This is a genomic window from Novosphingobium sediminis (assembly GCF_007991615.1).
GTDB classification, from domain to species: domain Bacteria; phylum Pseudomonadota; class Alphaproteobacteria; order Sphingomonadales; family Sphingomonadaceae; genus Novosphingobium; species Novosphingobium sediminis.
Window position 1 is genome coordinate 31,573 of record NZ_BJYR01000024.1, and the last position, 22,951, is coordinate 54,523.

Annotated in this window: 16 protein-coding genes and 2 tRNA genes; 8 read left to right on the forward strand and 10 right to left on the reverse strand. The window is 65.2% G+C overall.

Features of this window, described 5'->3' with window-relative positions:
- Window positions 1-289: 289 nt before the first annotated feature.
- A complete protein-coding gene (locus NSE01_RS17415; RefSeq protein ID WP_170233887.1) occupies window positions 290-3,070 on the forward strand; it encodes a helix-turn-helix transcriptional regulator in 2,781 nt (926 codons plus the stop codon).
- Here the strand turns inward: NSE01_RS17415 and NSE01_RS17420 are convergent.
- Window positions 3,067-4,164, reverse strand: coding sequence for an alkene reductase (locus NSE01_RS17420; protein ID WP_147160927.1), 1,098 nt, complete (start codon window positions 4,162-4,164; stop codon window positions 3,067-3,069). The two genes, NSE01_RS17415 and NSE01_RS17420, sit on opposite strands and share 4 nt — an antisense overlap.
- 26 nt (window positions 4,165-4,190) lie before the next feature.
- Window positions 4,191-4,952, reverse strand: a complete 762-nt coding sequence (locus tag NSE01_RS17425) for an SDR family NAD(P)-dependent oxidoreductase (RefSeq protein WP_147160928.1) — start codon at window positions 4,950-4,952, stop codon at window positions 4,191-4,193.
- Between the two features lie 129 nt (window positions 4,953-5,081).
- Here NSE01_RS17425 and NSE01_RS17430 point away from each other — a divergent pair, with 129 nt between their 5' ends.
- A complete protein-coding gene (locus tag NSE01_RS17430; protein WP_147160929.1) occupies window positions 5,082-5,999 on the forward strand; it encodes an SMP-30/gluconolactonase/LRE family protein in 918 nt (305 codons plus the stop codon).
- Here the strand turns inward: NSE01_RS17430 and NSE01_RS17435 are convergent.
- From NSE01_RS17435 to NSE01_RS17450, 4 genes are all read right to left on the reverse strand, one after another.
- The gene (locus tag NSE01_RS17435) at window positions 5,989-7,095 is read right to left on the reverse strand and encodes an NAD(P)/FAD-dependent oxidoreductase (protein WP_147160930.1); all 1,107 of its coding nucleotides are present in this window, start codon (window positions 7,093-7,095) and stop codon (window positions 5,989-5,991) included. The genes NSE01_RS17430 and NSE01_RS17435 overlap by 11 nt on opposite strands.
- A gap of 82 nt (window positions 7,096-7,177) precedes the next feature.
- On the reverse strand, window positions 7,178-8,146 hold the full coding sequence (locus NSE01_RS17440; protein ID WP_147160931.1) for a 3-carboxyethylcatechol 2,3-dioxygenase: 969 nt from the start codon (window positions 8,144-8,146) through the stop codon (window positions 7,178-7,180).
- On the reverse strand, window positions 8,146-9,021 hold the full coding sequence (locus NSE01_RS17445) for an alpha/beta fold hydrolase (RefSeq protein ID WP_147160932.1): 876 nt from the start codon (window positions 9,019-9,021) through the stop codon (window positions 8,146-8,148). Before NSE01_RS17445 ends, NSE01_RS17440 begins: the two co-directional genes overlap by 1 nt.
- Window positions 9,022-9,035: 14 nt before the next feature.
- Entirely contained in the window at window positions 9,036-10,265 is a 1,230-nt protein-coding gene (locus NSE01_RS17450; RefSeq protein WP_147160933.1) for an LLM class flavin-dependent oxidoreductase, read from the reverse strand.
- Between the two features lie 286 nt (window positions 10,266-10,551).
- Between NSE01_RS17450 and NSE01_RS17455 the strand changes: the two genes are divergently transcribed.
- Both NSE01_RS17455 and NSE01_RS17460 read left to right on the forward strand, forming a co-directional pair.
- Window positions 10,552-12,915, forward strand: a complete 2,364-nt coding sequence (locus tag NSE01_RS17455) for a TonB-dependent receptor (protein ID WP_170233888.1) — start codon at window positions 10,552-10,554, stop codon at window positions 12,913-12,915.
- A gap of 11 nt (window positions 12,916-12,926) precedes the next feature.
- Entirely contained in the window at window positions 12,927-13,676 is a 750-nt protein-coding gene (locus NSE01_RS17460) for an SDR family NAD(P)-dependent oxidoreductase (protein WP_170233889.1), read from the forward strand.
- A gap of 75 nt (window positions 13,677-13,751) precedes the next feature.
- On the opposite strand, the gene NSE01_RS17465 is transcribed toward NSE01_RS17460, so the two are convergent.
- A tRNA-Pro gene (locus NSE01_RS17465) sits at window positions 13,752-13,828 on the reverse strand.
- 163 nt (window positions 13,829-13,991) lie between these two features.
- Here NSE01_RS17465 and NSE01_RS17470 point away from each other — a divergent pair.
- Together NSE01_RS17470 and astD are read left to right on the forward strand one after the other, a co-directional pair.
- The gene (locus NSE01_RS17470) at window positions 13,992-14,192 is read left to right on the forward strand and encodes a hypothetical protein (protein WP_147160936.1); all 201 of its coding nucleotides are present in this window, start codon (window positions 13,992-13,994) and stop codon (window positions 14,190-14,192) included.
- An 81-nt stretch (window positions 14,193-14,273) separates the two neighbouring features.
- Window positions 14,274-15,674, forward strand: coding sequence for a succinylglutamate-semialdehyde dehydrogenase (gene astD, locus NSE01_RS17475; RefSeq protein ID WP_147160937.1), 1,401 nt, complete (start codon window positions 14,274-14,276; stop codon window positions 15,672-15,674).
- 32 nt (window positions 15,675-15,706) lie between these two features.
- Here the strand turns inward: astD and NSE01_RS17480 are convergent.
- The 3 genes from NSE01_RS17480 to NSE01_RS17490 all read right to left on the reverse strand — a co-directional run bounded on the left by NSE01_RS17480 (window position 15,707) and on the right by NSE01_RS17490 (window position 18,642).
- Window positions 15,707-15,782, reverse strand: a tRNA-Ile gene (locus tag NSE01_RS17480).
- A gap of 48 nt (window positions 15,783-15,830) precedes the next feature.
- Window positions 15,831-16,832: a polysaccharide deacetylase family protein gene (locus tag NSE01_RS17485; RefSeq protein WP_147160938.1), complete on the reverse strand. Its 1,002-nt coding sequence runs from the start codon at window positions 16,830-16,832 to the stop codon at window positions 15,831-15,833.
- 16 nt (window positions 16,833-16,848) lie between these two features.
- Window positions 16,849-18,642, reverse strand: coding sequence for a histidine kinase dimerization/phospho-acceptor domain-containing protein (locus tag NSE01_RS17490; RefSeq protein WP_170233890.1), 1,794 nt, complete (start codon window positions 18,640-18,642; stop codon window positions 16,849-16,851).
- A 289-nt stretch (window positions 18,643-18,931) separates the two neighbouring features.
- On the opposite strand from NSE01_RS17490, the gene NSE01_RS17495 reads away from it, so the two are divergent.
- Both NSE01_RS17495 and NSE01_RS17500 read left to right on the forward strand, forming a co-directional pair.
- Window positions 18,932-19,399: an Lrp/AsnC family transcriptional regulator gene (locus NSE01_RS17495; protein WP_147160940.1), complete on the forward strand. Its 468-nt coding sequence runs from the start codon at window positions 18,932-18,934 to the stop codon at window positions 19,397-19,399.
- Window positions 19,400-19,513: 114 nt separating this feature from the next.
- Window positions 19,514-22,849, forward strand: a complete 3,336-nt coding sequence (locus NSE01_RS17500; RefSeq protein WP_147160941.1) for a S41 family peptidase — start codon at window positions 19,514-19,516, stop codon at window positions 22,847-22,849.
- Window positions 22,850-22,951 lie beyond the last annotated feature (102 nt).

Here is a 22,951-nt window from a genome sequence, read left to right on the forward strand (position 1 = left end):
CGCGGTGCACCGGCCGAGCGATCCGGAGAGGATCACGTCACCGGCACCGAAGCTGCGAGCCGCCGCATCGCCGTGCGGAGCTGGGCCGGAAGATCCGTGGAAGCGGGCGGGCTGGCAGGTTCTTTCATGCCAATGACAAAACTCTGCCTGCCCGGGCCTCACCTTACTTTCGGCTGGCAACGGCTGCGCCTCCTCTCGGTAATGAGTGCTGACAACAAACCGGCCGGGCACGTATACTCGGCTAGATGGAGGCTGCAGAAACATGCGGTCCACGGGGGAAATGACGGCCTTGGCCAGATCGCAGAATCCGGCAAAGCAGCGCGGAGGCGCGCCTGCCTGGAGCGGCCCGAGCGCCTTGCTCGCGACCCGCATCGCACCGCCCCGCCTGCGGCTGAGCGATATCATTGCCCGCCAGCCTCTGGTGGCCAAGTTCGAGCGGGCGCTGGACGTTACCCTGACGGTGGTGACGGCACCGGCGGGTTACGGCAAATCGACGGCGCTTGGCGAATGGTACCTCAAGCTGCGCGAGCGCGGGATCGCGGCGGCATGGCTCACGGTCGACGATCTCGACAACGATCCGGGCATGTTCGCGCATCATCTCGTCGCCACGATCGATCATAACATCCCGGAACTGCGCGGCGCGCTGCACGGTGTGATCGAGCACCGGATGGACGTGGACCTGCGCATCACCTCCACCGCGATCATCAATGCGATCGAGGCGACGGGCCAGCCGGTCGTGCTGATTATCGACGATCTGCATGAAGTCTCGCATCCCGACGTGCTGCAGGTCATCAGCCTGCTCGCCAATTCGGGCAGCTGCTGCCTCCACCTCGTCATCAGTTCGCGCAGCAAGCCGAGCATTCGCCTAACCAAACTCAGGGCGCTGGGTGAGAGTGCCGAGCTTTCCGCGCGGGATTTCCAGTTCGACCGCGAGGAGGTGCGCCGCTTCCTGATGCAGACTTCCAGCGAGCCGTTCGACGAGGCGTTCGTCGATCAGGTCTACGAACGGACGGAGGGCTGGGTCGTCGGGCTCAAGCTCGCGGCACTGTCGTTCCGGCAGGACCAGCGGGTACGCCTGCCGCAGATGACCTCCGCAACCAGCCTCGGTGTCGAGGAGTTCCTGCGCGACGAAGTGCTGGCGCGCTTGCCGACTGACATTGCCGACTTCGTTCGCGACATGGCGATCATCGGGGAGTTCTCCGCCGAACTGTGCGACGCGGTGCTGGCACGCGGCGATAGCATGCGCATGATCGACGAGCTTGAGGCGCGTCAGCTCTTCATCAGCCGGGTGGGCCAGTCCGGCTGGTTTCGTTTCCACCGCCTGTTCAGCGATGCGATGATGACGATCGGCGCACGCGCCGCGCCGGGGCGCGAGGCCGAACTGCACCGCGCGGCAGCAGAATGGTTCGAGCAGAAGGGCTTTCCGGGCCGCGCGGCGCGCCATGCCTTCGCCACCGAGAACCCCGAGATTGCCGCGAGTATCCTCGCGCGGGTTTCGCGCGCGCTGGTCGAATCCGGGCGCGGGGCGACGCTGGTGCGCTATGGTTCCAGCCTGCCGCAGGAATTGCTCGACAACTATCCCGCGCTGCAACTCGATCAGGTCTACTCGCTGACGCTCTCGTGGCACTTCAGCGAGGCCCGCCGCATCCTGCAAAGCGTCCGTGCGAACCTCATGAACGGCACGCGCATGGCGAAATGGCGGGCTGCCGGGCTTGATGTCGATGAAGTGCTGCGCAAGCAGGTCTACTGCGAGATGCAGTTGGCGATCCTGCGCGACGAGATGGTGCCTGCCGAGGCGCTGGCCCGGCAGTGGCTAGAGATGGAAGGCAACTACACCGCCTTCGACGATGCGGTGACGCAGACCTCGCTGATCTACGCGCAGCGCGAGCAGTTCGATTGCCGCTCGCTGGCGGCTGCGAGCCGGGCGCGGGCGGTGTTCGTCGATTATGGCAACCGCTGGGGTTCCATCTGGCATGATTGCATTATCGGTGCGGGCTATCTCCAGGTCGGCAATCTGGAGCGTTCGCGCAGCATCTTCCAGGGGGCGTTCGATACCGCGCTCGAGATTGTCGGACGGACCAATCCAACCACGGCTATGCCGGCGCTGCACCTTTCCGAGGTGCTCTATGAAAGCGACGATGTCGAAGCGGCACGGGCGCTCACCGACGAGTTCCTGCCGCTTGCCGGGCAGACCGGGCTCGTCGACCAGCTCGTTGCGGGATACCAGACGCGGGTGCGCATCGCCGCGCTGGACTCGGTCGGCGCTGCGCTGCGCGTGCTTGATGAGGGCGAGGAAATCGGCGTCGCGCGCGACTTTGACCGGCTCAGCGCGTTTCTGGTCGCGCAGCGCATCCAATTGCTCGCTTCGGCGGGCGAGGTTGCCGATGTGCGCCGGATCGGGGCGCTGAACAACCTGACCGGCGACATCGAACGCTTCGCACCGGCGCGCAACATGACGACGGCGGCAGCGGCCCGCGCCTTTGCCGCAGCGATCGTGGCCCAGATCGAGAACAACCTTTCGGCGGCGGAATCGCTGCTCGGGCGGTGGCTGCGCTTTCTGGCGGATCGCGGGTGCATCCGGCTCGGCGCGCGGTTCGGCATCCTCCTTGCGCAAGTCCAGATCGTGATGGGTGAGCCAAAGTCCGCGCACCGCACCTTGCGGACAGCCTTGCAATTCGGTGCCAAGGGCGGCCTCAGACGAACGTTCCTCGACAGCAACGAGGCGGTCCGCGCGCAATTGCAGCAGATGCGGCTGACGGCAGGAGGGGCGGACAGCGAAATCGTGCCCTACCTCTCCCAGTTGCAGCAACTGATGAGCGGCAACAGTGCGCCGAGCATTCCGGCGGTCGATATCGATGAACTCGGTGGGCAGTACGATTCGCTGAACGACCGCGAATCCGAACTGCTGCTGATGATCTCGATGGGCATGATGAACAGCCAGATCGCGGAGGAGACCGGCCTGACGCTGGGTACCGTGAAGTGGTATCTCCAGCAGATCTACGCCAAGCTGGGGGTCAATCGTCGCTCCGAGGCCACCTTCAAGGCGCGCCAACTGGGCCTGATCCGCTAGCCTGCTGCGGCCTCCAGATAGTCGGTGTAGCCTTTTTCGAGCGGCTGGCCGGGAATGCCGTAGACACTGCCGTAATCGGGCATGGCGAGCGAAGCGCCGGTCTGCAGGCGGGCCGGAAAATCAGGGTTGGCGATGAACGGCTGGCCGAATGAGACGAGATCGGCGCCGCCCTGCTCGATGAGGTGTGCTGCCGTTTCGCCCGAAAAACCGCCGTTGGCGATCAGCGTGCCGACATAGTGCCTGCGCGCAAAGGCTGAGGGGCTGGCGAGCAGCAAGTCGGGCTGATCGTCGCCGGCCAACGGCTCCATCATGTGGAGGTAGGCAAGATCGGCATCGCCAAGCAGCCCAAGCACTTCGGCGAAGGTTTCGGCCGAGCGGCTGTCGGTCATGCCGTGGGCGCGGCTGGCGGGAGAGAGCTTTACCCCGACATCAGGGCCGAAGGCCTGCTGCGCGGCGGCGACGACTTCGAGCAGGAAGCGTGCGCGATGGCGGGCAGGGCCGCCATAGGCATCGGCGCGCTGGTTGCTGCCATCGCGCAGGAACTGATCGACGAGGTAGCCGAATGCTCCGTGGATCTCGACCCCATCGAACCCGGCACGGCGCGCGCGGTCGGCTGCCTTGCCGAACGCGCGGGCGAGCCCGGCGACTTCCTCTATCGCAAGCTCGCGCGGCATGGAGAGCGGCTGCTTGCCAGCGGGGGTGTGCAGTTCGCCGACGCCGGCAATCGCGCTGGGCGCCAACGGGGCCTGTCCATCCGGCATCAGCGAGACATGGGCGACGCGGCCCGAATGCCAGAGCTGGGCAAAGATCCTGCCACCGCGCGCATGGACGGCATCGGTCACGCCTTTCCAGCCATCGATGAAGCGATCGGCGTAGAGACCTGGGGCCCCCATGTAGGCCGCGCTCGTATCCGAGATCATCACGCATTCGGTCACGATGAGGCCCGCACCCGCGCGCTGCGCGTAGTATTCGGCCATCACGGCATTGGGCATGGCGTCTGGCGCGCGCAGCCGGGTCATCGGGGCCATGACGATGCGGCTCGGCAACTGGTGCGTGCCGAGCGTTACGGGGGTGAACAGGGCGGGATGATTCACGCAGAACTCCTGCAGGGCTGGAGGCTTCAGATGGCCGAGTAGCCGCCATCGACGGACATGTTGGCGCCCAGCATGAAGCTCGCCTCATCGGAGAGCATCCACGCGGCGGCCTTGGCGAGTTCGATGGGGGCGCCGAGCCGTCCGATCGGATGGCGGGCCAGCAGCATCTCGCGCAGGCCATCGAAGGCGGCCATCTGGCTGGTCATCATCGGAGTTTCAATCACGCCGGGGGAAAGCGCGTTCACCCGGATGCCCCGCGCGCCGTAATCAAGCGCGGCCCCGCGCGTCAGGCCGAGCACGCCTGCCTTGGCGCCGCAATAGGCGACCATGTTGTACTGACCCAGTTCGGCAAGGCTGGACGCATTGTTAACGATGGCGCCGCCGCCGCCCGCCAGCATAGCGGGGATCTGGAAGCGCATGCAGTTCCACACACCCTTGAGATTGGCAGCGATGACCGCGTCGAACGCATCCTCCGGATAGTCTGCGGCGGGCACAAGCGGGCCATCGACCCCGGCGTTGTTGAAGGCGCCATCAAGCCGCCCGAACTCTGCAACCGCCAGCGCCACCATGGCTTCGCAGTCGGCGCCCGTAGCGACATCGACGCGGCAGGGAATGCAGGTGCCGCCTGCCGCGCCGACCTCGTGCGCGACCTGCTCTACAGAAGCGAGGGTGCGGCCCGCTGCGACGACTTTCGCGCCCTCGGCGGCAAAGTGCTGCGCGGCGGCAAGGCCGATCCCGCTGCCTGCGCCTGTCACGATCACGACCTTGTTCTTCAGCTGCTCGCCCATGCCGGCCTCTCCCAATGCCCACTCCGCGCAAATCTAGCGCAGGTTCGCAGGCGGGCACCTAACTTTCAGCGGGTGGATTGGGCCAAGGCGTGTCGTAGCGCGGTGCTTCAACCGATGGGGGAGGAGAGCATGACGGACTTTGAGGTGATCGCCAGTGGCCTGATGTTTCCCGAAGGGCCGATCGTCATGGCCGATGGCAGCGTGCTGTTCGTGGAGATCGCGCGCGGCACGCTGAGCCGGGCGACGCCGGACGGCAAGGTCGAGGTCGTGGCAGAGACCGGCGGCGGCCCCAATGGCGCGGCAATCGGGCCGGACGGCAAGGTTTATGTCTGCAACAACGGCGGCTTCGAGTGGCACGAAGTGAACGGGGCGCTGCTGCCGGGGCTGACACCGCAGGACTACACCGGCGGCAGCATCCAGCGCGTCGATCTGGCAACTGGCGCCGTCGAGACGCTCTACACGCATTGCAACGGTGAGCCGCTCAAGGGGCCGAACGACATCGTGTTCGATGAGCACGGCGGGTTCTGGTTCACCGACAACGGCAAGCGGTATCCCCGCCACGAGGATGTCGGCGCGGTCTACTACGCGCGGTGCGATGGCTCGTTCATTTCCGAGCAGGTCTATCCCACCAGCCACGCCAACGGCATCGGCCTATCGCCCGATGGCGGCACGCTCTATGTCTCGGAAACGATGGCCGGGCGGGTGTGGCGCTACAAGGTGACCGCGCCCGGCGTGGTCGAGGTGCCGGCCGGACTGCTCAATCCCGAGGCGCTGCTCTATGGTGCGCCGGGCTTCGAACTCTATGATTCGATGGCGGTGGAAGCGAACGGCAATGTCTGCGTGGCCGCGCTGGCGACCGGGGGCGTCCGGGTAATTTCGCCGGATGGCCAATCGGTTGAACTGGTGGAAACGGGCGATCCCGCGACGACCAACATCGCCTTTGGCGGCGATGACATGCAGACGGCATGGATCACGCTTTCGGGCGCTGGCCAGCTGGTCAGGACACGCTGGGCGCGGCCCGGCTTCAAGCTTGCCTTCAACGCGTAACGAGGCCTGCGACTAGGTCTGCAATGGCGAGCGATGCGGTGAGCCCCGGGGATTCGATGCCGAAAAGGTTCACGAGCCCGGGGACGCCGTGGACGCGCACGTCCTCGATGCGGAAATCGGCATCGGGCACGCCGGGACCGACAATCTTGGGGCGGATGCCGGTATAGTCCGGGTGCAGCTTTTCGGCATCGAGGCCGGGGTAATAGGTGCGGATGGCGGCGACGAAGCGCTCCAGCCGGCTCGCATCGAAGCTGTAGTCGGGCGCGTCTATCCACATGACATCGGGGCCGAACTTGGCTTGCCCGCCCAGGTCAAGGGTAAGGTGGATGCCAAGGCCGCCCGCCTCGGGCACCGGGTAGACCAGATGCACAAAGGGCGCGCGGCCGCTGAGGCGGAAGTAGTGTCCCTTGGCGTAGAAGGCCTGCGGCACGTGTTGGGACGGCAAGCCGCTGAGCCGCGCGGCGAGGGCCGGAGCATGGAGGCCGGCGCAGTTGATGACCGTCCGTGCGACAAGGTCCATCGGTTCGGCACCGCCGATGGCAAGGTGGATGCCATCGGCTTCGCAGCGCCCACCATCCACCTCCGCACCCAGGACGACCATGCCGCCATTCGTGCCGAGGTCACCTTCCAGCGCGAGCATCAGCGCATGGCTGTCGACGATGCCGGTCGAGGGCGAGAACAGGGCCCGGTGGCCGCGCACTTCAGGTTCGAGCCGGGCGATGTCAGCTGCGGAAAGCCATTCGAGATCGGTCACCTCGTTCGCAGCGGCATTGGCACGGATCGCGGCAAGCCGGTCCTCCTGCGCAGCGCTCGCCGCGACGATGATCTTGCCGAGTTGCCGATGCGGCACGCCGCGCGCGGCGCAATAGGCATAGAGCCGTGCCTTGCCCGCACGGCAGAGCCGGGCTTTGAGCGAGCCGGGCGGATAATAGATGCCCGCGTGGATGACTTCGGAATTGCGGCTGCTGGTCTCGCTGCCGATGAGCGCGGCCTTTTCGAGCACCAGCACTTCTCGGCCCGCAGCGGCCAGTGCAGCCGCGCAGGCGAGGCCGACCACGCCCGCACCGATCACCACGCAATCGACGCGCTCGCTCATTCGGGGCTTCCGAGGGGTGTGAGGACAACGGGCATAAGCTGCGAACGATAGATCAGGAACGCGGTGTGCGGGAGATGCGGCGTCATGCCGATACGGTTGCGCGTTCGCTGGCATGGATCAGCCCGAACCCGGTGATCCAGCTGGGCAATGCGCGGTAATAGCGTCGCTCGATGCGGGTGGCCCCACGCGTGTATTCATCGAGCGCGGCGCAGGCGGCGATCCAGTTGCGGATCTCGCTGCCGCCACGTCCGCCCATCGCGATCACTTCTGCATCGCTTTGCGCGGTCACCGCTGAAAGATCGCCGGAAGCAAACCGATCGAGCAGCCAGCCATCCCAAGCCGGATTGAGCGACTGGAGCGGCCCTTCGCCGCGGCCATGCTCACGCCCGGCTGCAATCACATTGGCCGTGCGCTGGGCCAGCGCTTCCTCGCTCCAGTTGGTGCCCTCGATCATCCGGCGCTGCACCTCCGGCGGGGCGGTGACGAAGGTGGGCAGAGGCGGATCGTGCGAGAGGCCGCCGGAGCCGAGGAACAGCACCTTGAGGTCTGGCCGCTCGTCGCGCAGATACGCGCCGATCGCCCGCCCCAGCGCCTCCGAGCGCTTGAGCGGGGGGCGCAGATCGCCGCCGCAGTTGGTGAAGACAGGGATTACCGGAACCGTTGCCGCGTCGTCGAACAACTTGTCCAGCGCCATCACGATGCCATGATCGAACAGCGCATCGTAGGAGGTCGCGATATCGACCCCGGCCTCGTGCAGGTGGCTGACAAGTGCGCGGGCAATATCCTCGCGCACGCTGAGCGGCTTTGCGGTCGTGCCGAAATCACCCAGCGTGCGCGCGCGCAGCGCGATGAGGAAGGCCGGCATCAGTCGCAGCGAGAAGCCGCTGTTGTGATCATTGCCGAACTTGATGACGAGATCGGGCGCAAAGTCCGCGACGGCCTGACGCGCCGCATCCATCGCGGTGGAGACGTCGCCGTCCTCGTCCTCGCTCAGCAGATCGGGAAAGTTCATCAGCCCGCCATGGCTCATGCAGATCAGCTGTGCGGGCATCAGCCGGCGCCCTCGCTGCGTCCGCCGAGCAGAAAGCCCAGCGAGAGCGCGTTGTATTCCTCGGGCTTTTCGTACTGGGGCCAGTGGCCGCAGTTCTGCATCACGGCAAATTCGGAGCCGGGAATCCAGCTCGCAATCTCGCGCCCCGTTTCGACCGAGGCGGTGGGATCCTTGCTTGTCCAGATCACCAGCGTTGGGGCCTTTATCAGGCCCATGTTCGCGGGCGTCATCAGGTTGCGGCGGCGCGGTTCTTCCTGCTGCAGGCAGAGAATGCGGCGCATCGTCTCCTTCATGCCCGGCTGGGCATAGATGCGGGTGCGGCAGGCGACGAGATCGTCGGTCACCACCGAGGGATCGGCCATCAGCCATTCGAGGCGGGGGCGGGTGAGTGTCTCGGGTTCCTCCACGGCGGCAAGCGTCTTGTCATAGACCGTCTGCATCACCGCCGAGTTCATCGTTGCGCCGCCCATCGTGTTGAGCACGAGCCGCTCGACCCGGTCCGGATGATGGATCGCGAACCATGCGGCGATCCAGCCGCCCATCGATTCCCCGCAGATCGATGCACTGGCAAATCCCAGCGCATCGAGCGTGGCGGCAAGATGCGCGGCGTAGTCCGGCATCTCGTAGGCAACGTCCGGCTTGTCGGTCCAGCCGTGGCCCAGATAGTCGATCAGCACCGTATCGAAATGTGCGGCATGGGCATCGAGATTGCGCAGGAACGCTTCGGCATGGCCGCCCGTTCCGTGCAGGAACACCAGCTTGGGCGCCGAGCGATCGCCCGCGCGGATGTAGCGGGTCCGCACTCCGCCGGCGTCAAGATAACCCTGCTCGAACGCCGCGCGGTGCACATCGCCCCAAAGGCTTGCGTAATCCATGCCCGCCGCTCCCCTCAGGCCGCCGCCTTGCGGTGGATGTTGGGTCCGATCTTGTCGGTGAAGTTGGGCAGCACCTTGCGCGTCATCAGATCGAGGTGCTTCATCATCATCTTCTGCGGCAGCAGTTCATTGGGCGTGAACAGCCACAGATATTCGATCGGCATCGTCTTGAGCGCCGCCTCGAGCTGGCGGTTGACGGTATCGGGGCTGCCGCAGAACAGGATGCCGCGCTTGATGAATTCGGGGATCGTCGATGGGATGTCCCGCCAGTCCTCGCCCTGCTTTGCCAGCACTGCGTTGAATCCGAACTGCGCGAAGAAATAGGTCCACTCGAACATGGCGAGCTCGGCGAACTCCATCGCTTCCTCGTCGGTTTCGCCGACGATCATGTAGCGCGCGAAGCCAAGTTTCTCGCCGCGCTTCGTGCTGACACCGGCCTTCTCCCAGCCGCGCTGTGCGGCATCGATCTGCTGCGAGACGATTTCGGGATCGCACATGATGCCGATGGGGATGAGGCCGTTGGATGCGGCGGTCTCGATCGAACTGTGGCTGACCGAGAACGGTTCGAACATGATCGGGCGCTTGCGGTTGTACATCGCGGGCGCAACGCCGACTTCGACGAGGTTGCCATCGGCATCAAGGCTTCGGCCACCCATCTCGCGGCTCATGCGCTGGCCGGGCCAGGCCGTTTTCGGTGCCGGGATCGTCCAGAAATCGCCCTTGTGCGAGAACGTGTCGTTGTCCCACGCCTTGAGGATGATCTCGAGGTGTTCGTAGAACAGCCGCCTGCGATCATCGTCGTACTGCTTGGGATCGGTGATGTTGTCCGCAAGGCTGTAGCGGTGCTGCGCCATCGTGTTGATCCAGCGCGTCTGCACCCCGCGCGCAAAGCCGGCAAAGGCACGGCCTTGCGTCATCTGGTCGAGCATCGTGACTTCGGCGGCGACGCGCAGCGGATCATGGACAGGCAGCACATAGCCAAGCGCGCCGAAGTTGAGGTGCTTGGTCTGGTTGGCGAGATAGAGCCCGAGCATCGAGGGGCTGTTCGAAAGCGTCATGCCTTCGACCGAAAGGTGATGCTCGGTGAAGCCCATGCCGAAGTAGCCGTATTCGTCCATGAACTGGGCGATCTCGGTGAGGTCCTTCAGCATGCGCTGGTAAAGGTCGGTGCGGCGACCCGCGAGGCCTTCCATCAGTTCTTCCCGCGAACCAACGGTCGGCGGAATGAAGAATGCGACTTCCATAGCGATCTCCCTCAAAGGTTTTCGGCGGCGGAGGAAACCGGTGAGCCGGATCGGGCCGTCCTGTGAGGCGATGAGACGCTGTGGCGGTGCGAAAGCCACCTTTCTTTCGGACAGGATCAGCACGGCGCAGGCAATGCCCCGCTTCGACTGGCTCTGCGCGGCTAGCTGGAATTCGAAGTGCAATTCGTCCGAAGGTGCAATCTATCCAAAAGTAAGGTGAGCCGCCCTTGCACCTGCGCCATCAGGAATGCCGAATCGAGAACAGCAACCGAGGGAGAGCGCTGCCGTGATCAATCCAACCGCCAAGTCGCAACGTCGCCATTGGCCTCTGTTTGCCAGCGCTGCCGTGGCCGGACTGGTCTTCGTGCCAGCCGTGCCTGCCATGGCCCAGCAGGTGCCCGATGGCGCGTCCAATGGCGCAGGGGTCAGCGCGGAGAGCTCGCAGGGCGGGATCGAGGAAATCATCGTCACCGCGCGCAAGCGGCGGGAAAAGCTGCAGGAAGTGCCGATCGCCATTTCCGCGCTTTCCGCCGCGCAACTGCAGCGGCGCGACGTGCAGAGCGTGATGGATATGTCGTCGGTCGTGCCCAACTTCCAGGCGCCGCGAAACACCGTCTCGTTCTCGGCACCGCAGTTCTACCTGCGCGGTGCAGGCCGCGCGAACAACAACTGGAACGCAGAGAACGCCGTCGCCGTGTTTGTCGACGATATCTACCTGCAATCGACCGCGGCGGCCTACATCGACCAGATCGATTTCGAGCGGGTCGAGGTACTGCGCGGGCCGCAGGGCACGCTCTATGGCCGCAACGCGACAGTCGGCGCGATCAAGTTCATTCCGCGCCGGCCTGACCTCGGCCGCGTGCAGGCCTCGCTGACTGGCGCTGCCGGCAGCAACAACCGGCGCGATATCAAGGGCTATGTCTCGGTGCCGCTGATTGCCGACAAGCTTGCGATCAAGCTCGATGCCTATCTCACCCAGAACGACGGCTTCATGAAGCTGGTCGACAACAGCAACAAGGTTCTCAGCGACGACGTTTCGCGCACCAAGCACTATGGCGCGCGCTTCTCGAGCCTGTGGCAGCCGACCTCAGGTGTCGAGTTCGAACTCAACGTCGATGGCTACAAGCAGGACGACGGCACCAACCTTTCCACGCCGATCGTGCCGGATGATCCGACCTCGTTCGCGCAGCTCCTCTCGAAAAGCGGCACCTCGAACTTCCGCCCGCTTTATGGGCCCAACCGCGGATCGTTCGAGCCGCTGACCGCGCAGGGCGGTTTCCGCAAATGGCCGGGCTCGCATTATGATGGCTATGGCATCGTCTTCAAAAGCAGCATCGACACCGGCCTCGGCACCTTCAAGTCGATCACCGGCTACCGGAAATACACCGGCGACTACGTCACGCAGCTGAGCGGACGCAGCTCACGCTCGACGATTTTCGGCGTGACGATCGGCAGCACGGTCGAGACGCATGAGGACTACAAGCAGTTCAGCCAGGAGTTCCAGCTGACCGGCTCGATTGCAGAGAAGTTCAAGTACACCGCCGGGCTCTATTACTTCAGCAACCAGTGGCACCAGCTGCAGTATGGCTCGACCATCGGCGTGCCGGTCGAATTCTCGCCCGTTGCGTACCCCGGCTACACCGAGCGCTTCGGCGGCTCGTATCAAGACACCAATCTCGATTCGAAGAGCTATGCGATCTATTTTGACGCGAGCTGGGAGCTGGTGAAGAACCTCTCGCTGATCGGCGGCGCGCGGCAAACCTGGGACAAGAAGCGGATCAGCTATGATTCCCGCTTCGAGGACAACCTGACCCGCTACCCCGGCTTCCCGGTCAATCCGGCGCGGGACTTCTCGCGCTTCACCCCGCGCGTCGGTTTGAACTGGCAGGCAACGCCGGACATCCTGCTCTACGGAACCTACACCGAAGGCTATAAGGCCGGGAACCTCGAGGGCGACCGCGCGACGAGCCCGGGGCCGGCCTCGAACTACCTCGAGCCGGAGACGGTCAAGACTTTCGAGGCGGGCATCAAGGCCGAATGGTTTGGCCGCACATTGCGCACGAACCTCACCGCCTTCAGCAGCAAGTTCAAGAACCACGCGGACCTGATCTCGCCGCAGACGGTTGCGCTGTCGGACCAGCGGATCAACGGCATCGAGCTTGAGGTGAACTGGTCGCCGATCCGTGCCTTGCAGATTTACGGCAACCTTGGCCTGCTCGATGCCAAGTACACCCGAGCGGACCCGACCCATCCGATCTTCGCGCCGGACTTCTATGGCTTTGCGCCGGGGCTGGGCGCGAAGCCGGTGGCCGCGCCGGATTACAGCTTCAGCGCCGGGTTCACCTATGAACAGCCAATCGGCAAGCTGGGCAGCCTCTCGCTCACCGGATCGGTCGACGGGGTGGGCAAGCAGTTCAACGGTCTCGGCGTCGCCAACCTCGATTCCGAGATCGTGCCTGCCTATGCCGTCGCCAACACCAGCGTGACCTTCAAGACCATGGCGGACCGCGTGACGCTGACTGCAGGCCTCAACAACGTGTTCGACAAGACCTACTGGGTGACCGGCTTCTTCGGCTCGGTCCCCGAGTACGCGGGCCGCAACTATGCCAATGGCCGCAACTGGTACGTGCGGCTGGGCTACCGGTTCTGAGGACGGCCTCCGTGGCGCTTCCGGCTTCGCCTGAAAGGTCTGCGGGAAAGGTCGTCCTGGTTACGGGAAGCGGGCAGGGGATCGGAGCCGCGATTGCCGCCGAGTTTGCGCGGCGCGGCTACCGGGTCGCCGGAGCCGACCGCGCTTACGCCGGGGTTGAGGCGGGCAGCGATCTGCTCCGCATTGCCTGCGACGTGGGCGACCGGGCCAGCGTGGAGATGATGATCGGCACAGTGCAGGAAGCACTGGGACCGATCGAGATACTGGTGAACAACGCAGGCATCTATCCGATGCAGCCGTTCGAAACGATCTCTCCGGAGGATTGGAGCCGGGTCATGGCAACCAACCTGACTTCGGTATTCAACACCTGCCAATGCGCGCTTCCCGCGATGCGGCAGGCCGGGTGGGGCAGGGTCATCAATATCGTCTCGAACACTTTCTTCATGGGCTTGCCCAACTTCGCCCACTACATCGCGAGCAAGGGCGCGGTGATCGGCATGACGCGCTCGATCGCCGCTGAATACGGCCGTTTTGGCATTACGGCGAACTGCATCGCGCCCAACTTTACCCGTACCGAAGGCACTGCCGTTGTCGAGGCGCAGGCACCCGAAGTCGTCGCCCAGACGGTCGCCTCGCAAGCGATCCCGCGGGTCGCCCTGCCGCAGGACGTGCTCGATGCCGTGCTGTTCCTCGCAGGCGAAGGCGCCGGGTTCATGACAGGACAGACGCTGGTCTGCGACGGCGGCACGATCAAGCATTGAGGGCACGGCGGCAGACCTGACTGCGAACAATCAGGAGTGTGGCACCGCGAGAATGATGTTTTTCCGGAGCATGTGTGGTCGGGGAGACAGGATTCGAACCTGCGACCCTCTGCTCCCAAAGCAGATGCGCTACCAGGCTGCGCTACTCCCCGACGCCGCACGCCCTAGAGCATGCGGTGGCCGTGCGGCAAGGCGCAATCGAAAATTGGCGGAATACCGGCAAATTCGATCATAGGTATTTGCACATGGGTCTGACATGGTGGCTCGTGCTGCGCTGAGGGGCCAGTTTGCGGGCGATTGGGAGCAGATCGAGGAATGGCGGAGTTTCTGAAGCGGTTGCGCTGTCTGGTGGGTAGGCATTCGCCGTCGCGGCGTTCGGTGCGGTATGAAGGGCATCTGAAAGTCGGGCCGTGCAAGTATTGCGGGATCGAGCTTGAAAAGAGTGCCGACGGTCGCTGGGTGCACCGCCATGCGATTGGCGGCAAAAGCGCAAGCACGGCGGTCGAGGAGGACTGACGCCGGGTGGTTGACCTTCGGGTGGCGCGCGCCCAATTGGCTAGCGGGTAATACCGACCCGCTGAGCCAAGAGGAGCGAGCATGACCACCTGGACTTCCACCGACCCCATGACCGGCGCTGTGCTGTGGCAGGGCGAGGACGCGGACGTCGATGCGGCGGTCAGCGCAGCCCGTGCCGCGCAGGGGGCCTGGGCGCTTCGTCCGCTGGCCGAACGCATCGCCATTGCCGAACGCTACGCCGAGGTGGTCAAGGCCCACGCCGAGGAATTTGCCCGTGTGATCGCAAGCGAGACGGGCAAACCGTTGTGGGAAGCGCGCACCGAAGTCGGTACAGTCGCGGCAAAGGTCGCCATTTCGATCACGGCGCAGGCGGAGCGGGCGGGCGAACGCCACGGCGAGGCAGCGGGTGTGCCCCAGGCGCTGCGCCACAAGCCGCATGGCGTGCTGGCGGTGCTTGGGCCCTACAATTTCCCGGCGCACCTGCCCAATGGGCACATCGTGCCGGCGCTGCTGGCGGGCAACGCGGTGGTGTTCAAGCCGTCCGAACTGACCCCCGCTGCGGGTGCGTTTATGGCCGGCCTGTGGGTCGATGCCGGGCTTCCCGAAGGTGTGCTGATGGTGACGCAGGGCCGCGCCGATACAGGCCGCGCGCTGGCGGCGCATCCGGAACTCGACGGGCTGCTCTTCACTGGCTCCTCGAACACCGGCCTTGCGCTGCACCAGGCCTTTGCCGCGCGGCCTGACCGTATTCTTGCAATCGAAACGGGCGGTAACAACCCGCTGATTGCTTGGGATATTGCCGATGCGGAGGTGGATGCGGCAGCTTCGCTCGTGCTGCAATCGGCGTTCCTTTCAGCGGGCCAACGCTGCACCTGTGCGCGGCGGCTGATCGTGGGGCCGGATGGCGGCGCACTGGTCGATGCGGTTGCGGCCATATCCGATCGGATCATCGCGGGCGGACCGTTTGACGAGCCTGCGCCGTTCATGGGGCCGGTTGTCGACATGAATGCGGCGGCCCGCGTCGAGAAGGCGTGGGATGCGCTGGTAGCGATGGGCGGCAAGGTGATCCGCCCGCTGCAGCGCCTGCGCGAGGGCACGCCGCTGCTTTCGCCTGCGATCATCGATGTGACCGGCCTTGCAGTGCCCGACGAGGAAATCTTTGGCCCTGTGCTGCAGGTGATCCGTGTCGACCACTTCGACGCCGCGATGCAGGCCGCCAACGCCACACGTTTCGGCCTTGCCGCCAGCCTCATCGGCGGGGACGAGGCGCTCTATCGCCGGTTCTGGGCCGCCAGCCGCGCCGGCGTGGTCAACTGGAACCGGCCGACCAACGGCGCCGCATCCTCGGCTCCGTTCGGCGGTGTGGGCATTTCCGGCAACCACCGGCCAAGCGCCTACTATGCCGCAGACTACTGCGCATGGCCGGTCGCGAGCCTCGAGAGCCCGGCAATCGCAGCGGCGGCGCTGACCGGATTGCGCTGAGCGCCCGGCGCAATGGCCGGGTGCGCGCAAGTTGGTGGGCCCGGCAGGATTCGAACCCGCGACCTAGCCGTTATGAGCGGCCAGCTCTAACCGCTGAGCTACAGGCCCACCTTGCCGCGACGGTTAGTGCGCTGAATTACGAATGGCAAGCGCGGCTCAGATCTGGACCGCAGCCATTATGTCAGCCACGCTGGCAGGCCGGATCTGGCGCTGCTTGAGGTAGGCGAACACCGCGCGCCACCAATCGTAGAGCTGATCGAGTCCATCCTCGTCGCGGACATAGGGGGTTAGCCCCGGGCGCAGCGAGGGGCTGTGGAAGGAAAACACGAGGATCGGCAGGCCATCGTCGAGCGCGATGTCGATCCCTTTGATCGCTTCTTCGATGCTCACGCCTTCCGGGGTCAGCGGAATGCGTTCGAGCATTGCCATGCGCGCCAGCAGGCCGCGCAGCTTGGGCATACGCCAAAGCGAAGGATAGAGCAGCGGACCCTGCTGGCGCAGCATGCCCCAGAATACCGTGGTCAGCGGCAGTTCCATGAGGCCGCCGGGCTTGTCGACCCACCACGGCGCGACCGGGTGATCGCGGAAATTGGGGCCGCCGGTGGAGCTGTAATCGAAGCGGGAGCGAACGGACGTATCGATGGCAAGACCGGCCCGCGACAGGATCCCGGCGCTTGCGGGGCCGATGCCGTAGCGCCCGGCCCGGTAGATCAGCGGAGCCTTGCCGAAGGCCTTTTCGATAGCATCTCTCAACGTATTGAACTTTGCCGCTTCAAGCTCCGGCGGGAGATTGCCGGCATAGCTGTTGAAGATGTTGACGTCCTCGTCATGCGGCGGATTGACCCAGGGATGCAGCTGGACACCGATCTCGGCGCGCCCTGCGGCAACTGCCGCGCCCAGCGCTTCGACCGCAGCCGGATCGGTCGCGATCGGATAATCGATCAGGTAGACCGGGGCGACGCCCAGCCCTTCGCAAAACTGCTGGAAGCGGGCGAGCCGAGGGACGTGGCTGAGGCCGTGACCGGTACGGCCAAGCGGCTGCGTCCAATCGAATTCCTCTTCCGTATCGACCGTGACGATGAAGCGCTGCCCGAAGCCCGCCGCGAAGCGCACGTGCTGCCTCGCACCCGGTAAATCGAGAATATTTGGCTGAGCCACGCCCGAATAGGTCCCCTTAACCGGTCTGACCGCCGGTTAACTCCCTTTGGCTAGGTGTACGAAGTGCGGCGGTCAAGAGCGGGAGAGTTACATCCACATTTGCCTCTTCGCGCACCATGAGTCCGCCGCCCGCACGAAGTTCGGCTCCGCACAAGCGCAAGGCGAAGGCACTGCCCAGCATCCCGCCCGGACTGGCGAGGCTGTCGGAAATGATCGGCGCGCTGTCAGCCGATGCCTGCAGCGAGGCGGGGAGCGGGAGCCTCAGGCGCACGGCATAGCCCCTCGGTCCTGCGCCGACCCGTAGCGACAATTCCAAGCGCTCGCCCGGCGTCGCGCTGCTCGCGACAAGCGAGAGCAAGCGCCAGAGTGTGCGTTCCAGTTCTTCCGCCGACATGGCGACGGGCAGTGGGCCATCCGGGAGATCGTGGACGAGCACGACTTCGCGCGGGGCGAGCAGTGGATCGAGCTGGACAATCAGGCGGGTCAGCAGCGCGGTCAGATCGGTCTCGCCCTCAGCAGTGGCGTCGGCCTGGGTGGGGGCGGTTTCGAGCAGAGCGAGCCGTTCCACATCCTCGAACCCCGCGAGCATGCGCGCCGCATCGGACGCGATCCCGGCGGCAAGGCTGCGGTATTGGTGCGGGGTGGGGCCGAGCAACTGCTGCTGGATCAGTTCGGCAAAGCCCTGGATCGCGTTGATGGGCGTGCGCAGTTCATGCAGCATCTGGCGGAGGCGATCGGTGCTGCGTTTCGCGGCATCGTCTGCGGCGCCCGGGGTGGCCGCTACGGGCGGGGCAGGCGGACGGCGCAAGCGCGCGTTCCAGCCGAGGAAATGACCGGTATCGGGCACGAAGCCGGGGACGGCATCGATGCGCCATGCCCCTTCAACCGGACCGGGGCCTTCGAGTTCGAGCCGGCCGCCGATCACCGGAAGGCGCGCCCGCGCCGCGCCGATCGTGCCGGGATCGCAGACGACGGGGGCATCGGGATCGCCCGCGAAGGGGCGCAGCCCGACAAATGCAGCGGCGAAGGCCATGCTGCTGCCGCCCATGCTAGCAGCCGTCACCGTGCCATCCGCATCGAGCGTGATATCGATCGCGGTGATCGTGGGCGGAGCTGGCGGTGTTTCATCCGCGAAGGGCAGCCGGCTCTGGCCTGCGCCTTGCGCGCTGCCTCCTGCTGCGGTTGCGGCGGCGGGAAACTCCCGTGCGCGGCGGAACGCTTCGATGCGCGCGATGATCGCGCCGATGCCTTCACCTGCCGGGTTGGGTGGCGCTTCTCCAGCGGGCAACGGCGTGCCGATCTGCGGCAGCGACACGATGTGCGCTTCGGGGCGACGGGCCGCAGTTTCCTGCTCCTGTTGCTGCTCGAAGCCGGCCGGCAGCGGGAGCGCGAAATCGGTGATGCCGAGCCGGGCGAGCACCTTTTCCACCACGGGACCAAGATCGCGGCGATGGCGCAGGAAACCACGCGCCTGCACCGGAAGATCGGGAATAAGCCGAAGCCAGTCGCGCTCTGCAAGGCGTGCCGATGTCATCGCAGCGAGTGCCACTTTGGGACCGGCCTCGGCAAAATGCTCGACAAGGATTGGTGAACGCAGTGCTGATGCGGCGATAAGGGCTGCGCTCGATGGCTCACCCAGCGCGGCGATCAGCGAATCGAGGCGCTTCAGCGCAGCGATGTGCTGTTCGGTCCAGCGTTCGGCAGGCGTGCGGCCGAGCAGGTCCAGCAACTGGCGCATTTGCGTGGCGAGCGCGCCCGGTCCGGCCGCGACGGTGCGCAGCACGGTTTCGAGGCGATCGTCGACAATCATGCGTTCTCCAAGCATCGCAGCACGCGCAAATGCGCGCCCGCGCTGGTTACCGGGACCCTAACAAAATGCGGGTGGACGGGAAGGGGGCTGTTGATTGCGTTGCATTGTGGGACGATTGCGATATTAAACAACATAATTATCGATGGCAGCCCCACAAGGTGTGGAAAGTTACCAAGATTGGTCGGACAGCTCCCTTCATGCAGGCTATTGTGGCAGCATGACAAGGGGCCTCGTTAACCAATCGATCCGACCACAGGCCATCCGAGCGACCGCAGGATAGACAGAGCACATGGCAACTCTCGACGGGATCGATCGGCGTCTGCTCGCCGAATTGCAGGATGAAGGGCGAGTGACGAATGTCGAGCTTGCGCAGCGTGTCGGGCTGACAGCGCCGCCTTGCCTGCGGCGGGTGCGTGCGCTCGAGGAAGCAGGCGTGATCCGCGGCTATCATGCAGAGCTCGACCCTTCGAAGCTGGGCTTTGCGATCACCGTGTTCGCGCTTGTCAGCCTGAAGAGCCAGGCCGAGGAATCGCTGCGCCAGTTCGAGGAACACATGCGCACGCTGCCCGAAGTGCGCGAATGCCATATGCTCAACGGCGAGATCGATTTCATTCTCAAGATCGTCAGCCGCGATCTGCAGAGCTTCCAGGAATTCCTCACCAGCAAGCTGACGCCGGCGCCCAATGTGGCGAGCGTGAAGACATCGCTGACCATCCGCACGGCAAAGCAGCTCCCGGGCGTTCCGCTCGAGGATTGAGCGTGCCGGGCCTCACCGCTTCGGATTTAATTCTTGTCGCCGAAGCATTAGGTAAACATCGCAGGCCGCGTTAACACTCCCGGCTCGTGAAAACGTGATCGGAGTTGATTGCCCATGCGCCGCACCCTGCTAGCCACGACAGCGCTGCTTGCCGCGATAGTGGGGGCACCTGCCGCGCAAGGGAGGGAACCGCCGCGCCTGCTGCAGCACCCCAGCCTTTCTGCCACCGAGATCGCGTTCGACTATGCCGGTGCGATCTGGTCAGTGCCGCGCAGTGGCGGGACCGCGCATGTGCTGGTTACGGGGCAGGGCGACAACAGCCGCTCGGTGTTTTCGCCCGATGGCTCGATGATCGCGTTTACCGGGCGGTTCGATGGCAATCGCGATGTCTATGTCGTACCGGCGGCAGGCGGTGTGCCGCGGCGGTTGACCTGGCATCCGGGGGCCGATGTCGCTCTTGGCTGGTCGGCCGATGGCAAGAGCATCCTGTTCCGCTCCTCGCGCGAGACGGTGCGCGATCTGCAGCGCGTTTATCTCGTTCCTGTCGGCGGCGGTGATCCCAGTCCGGTGCCGCTCACCTCGGTCGACGAGGGCTCGCTCAGTGCGGATGGCAGCCGCATCGCCTATACGCCGTTCGATCAGTGGCAGCCGGCGTGGAAGCAGTATCGCGGCGGACAGACCGACCGGATCTGGATCGCGGACCTCAAGGACAGCTCGGTCGTCAAAATCCCGCGCGAGAATTCGAACGATCGCAATCCGATGTTTGTGGGCGACGACGTCTACTTCCTGTCGGACCGCGAAGGGCCGCGCACGCTCTATCGCTATGGGATGAAGAGCGGGACGGTGAGCCAGGTCATCCGCAACGATCGCGGGTTCGACATGGCGTCTGCGGCGGCAGGACCGGGCGGGATCGTGATCGACCATTTCGGCAAGATCGAGATCTATGATCTTGCCACCGGCGCAGTTTCGCGGCCGGCCATCACGATCGGGGCGGAGGCGCCTTCGCTGCGCCCGCACATCAAGGACCTTGATGCGGGCGATATCGCGGCGGCAGCGCTGACGCCATCGGGCAAGCGCATGGTTGTCGAGGCGCACGGCGAGATCATCTCGGTGCCCGCCGACAAGGGCGATGCCCGCAACCTGACGCAGACGCCGGGCATTGCCGAACGCGATCCGGCGGCTTCGCCCGATGGCAAGTCGGTGGCCTACTTCAGCGACGAGAGCGGGGAATACGCGCTCCATATCCGCGCGGCGGACGGCACCGGCGCCGTGCGCAAGATCGATCTCGGCACGCCGGGTTCGTACTTCTATGCGCCGCTGTGGTCTCCGGATTCGAAGCGCATCGTGTTCCACGACAAGCGTCTGAACCTGTGGCTGGTCGATCTGACGGCGGCGGCACCGAAGCCCGCGAAGATCGCGACCGACCGTTATGACAGCCCGGAATTCAATTTCGATCCGGCGTGGTCGCCCGATAGCCGTTACATCGCCTATTCGGTGCAGGGCACCAACCACCTCCATACCGTGATGATCCACACGGTCGCCACCGGCACCGCGCAGGCGCTGACGGACGGAATGAGCGATGCCGTCTCGCCCCGTTTCGATGCGAATGGCGAGGCGCTCTACTTCATCGCCAATACCAGCCGCGGGCTGGGCGCGGGCTGGCTAGACATGTCGAGCCTCGGGCGTGCGAGCGATGGTGCGGTCTATGCGGCGGTGCTGCGCAAGGACGGGGCAGCGCCCACCGCGCCGCAGAGCGACGAGGAGGCTGCTGCGGATGCCAAGACTGGTGACAAGCCGGCAAAGGCCGCTGAAGGCAAGGGCAGCAAGGACAGCAATGCGGCTGCGGGGCCCAAGCCGGTGCAGATCGATTTCGCCGGGCTCGACCAGCGCATCGTCGCGCTCGATCTGCCGGTTGCGCACTATGTCGGGCTGTTTGCCGCCGAAGCCGGGACGCTTCTCGCCGTCACCGCGCCGGTGGTGGCGACCGACCACGACCTGATCGACGAGAGCGACGCGCCGACGCCGGTCGCGGTCGTGCGCTATGATACCAAGGCGCGAAAGTCGGCAACGCTGGTCGATGGCGCGGATGCTGGTTCGCTTGCTATTTCGGCGGATGGCAAGAAACTGCTCTTTGCCAAGCGCGGGCAGCGCTTCCTTGCCTCGACCGGGGCGCCTTCGGATGGTGACAAGCCAGCGGCGGTGAAGTTCGCGGCTTCGATTAGCGTCGATCCGATGGCCGAATGGCGGCAGATGTACCGAGAGGTCTGGCGGATCGAGCGGGACTTCCTCTACGATCCCAAGGCGCACGGGCTCGATCTGGCTAAGGCTGAGAAGCTCTACGAACCGTTCCTTGCGGGGCTGGGCAGCCGCAGCGAACTCAACGTGCTGTTCGAGGAAATGACAGGCCATATCGGCGTTGGCCATACCTTCGTGAACGGCGGCGAGGGGCCGAAGCAGGGCGCGGTCTCGACAGGCCTGCTCGGCGCCGATTTCGAACAGGTGGGCGGGCACTACCGCTTCCGCACCGTGCTCAAGGGCGAAAGCTGGAACCCGGGCCTGCAGGCGCCGCTGGCGCAGCCGGGGGCGGAGGTGAAGGCGGGCGAATATCTCCTCGCGATCAATGGTCGCCCCGTCGATCCGGCCAACGAAGTCTACAAGGGTTTCGAGGGGCTGGCCGGCAAGCAGACGGTCCTGACGGTGGGGCCGAACGCCGATGGCACGGGTTCGCGCGACGTGAAGGTGGTGCCGATCGCGCGGGATATCCCGCTGCGGCTGCACAGCTGGATGGAAGGCAACCGCAAGCTGGTCGACAAGCTTTCGGGCGGGAAGCTCGGCTATGTCTACCTTCCCGATACGGGGGGCGGCGGCTTCGTGAACTTCAACCGCTACTACTTCGCGCAAGTGGGCAAGCAGGGGATGATCATCGACGAGCGCTTCAACCACGGCGGCGATATTGCCGATTACATCGTCGATCAGCTGAAGCGCACCCCGCAGATGGTCAACTCAACCCGCGAGGGAGAGCCGATGGTCGAACCGGCGCAGGCCATCTTCGGGCCGAAGGTGATGCTCATCAACGAGATGTCAGGCTCTGGCGGGGATGCCCTGCCGTGGCTGTTCCGCAAGGCGGGCGTGGGCACGCTGGTGGGCACCCGCACATGGGGCGGGCTGGTCGGCATCGGCGGCTATCCGTCGCTGATGGACGGCGGCATGGTCACCGCGCCGCGCTGGGCAATCTATGGCACAGGCGGGCAGTGGGAAGTCGAGAACATCGGCATTCCGCCGGATCTGGAAGTTGTGCAGGATCCGGCGCAGATGCGGCTTGGGCGTGACCCGCAGTTGGAAGCGGGCGTGCGCATCGCGCTCGACGCACTGGCTAAATCGCCCCCGCCGACCTTCGTGCAGCCCGCCGCGCCGGACAAGAAGCCGGTGCTGCCGGATAGCGTGGACTAGACCGCGAGGCCCACAATCCGCCTGCTCGTCATTGCGAGCGTAGCGAAGCAATCCAGCGCCGCGCAGGACCGCTCTGGATTGCTTCGCTACGCTCGCAATGAC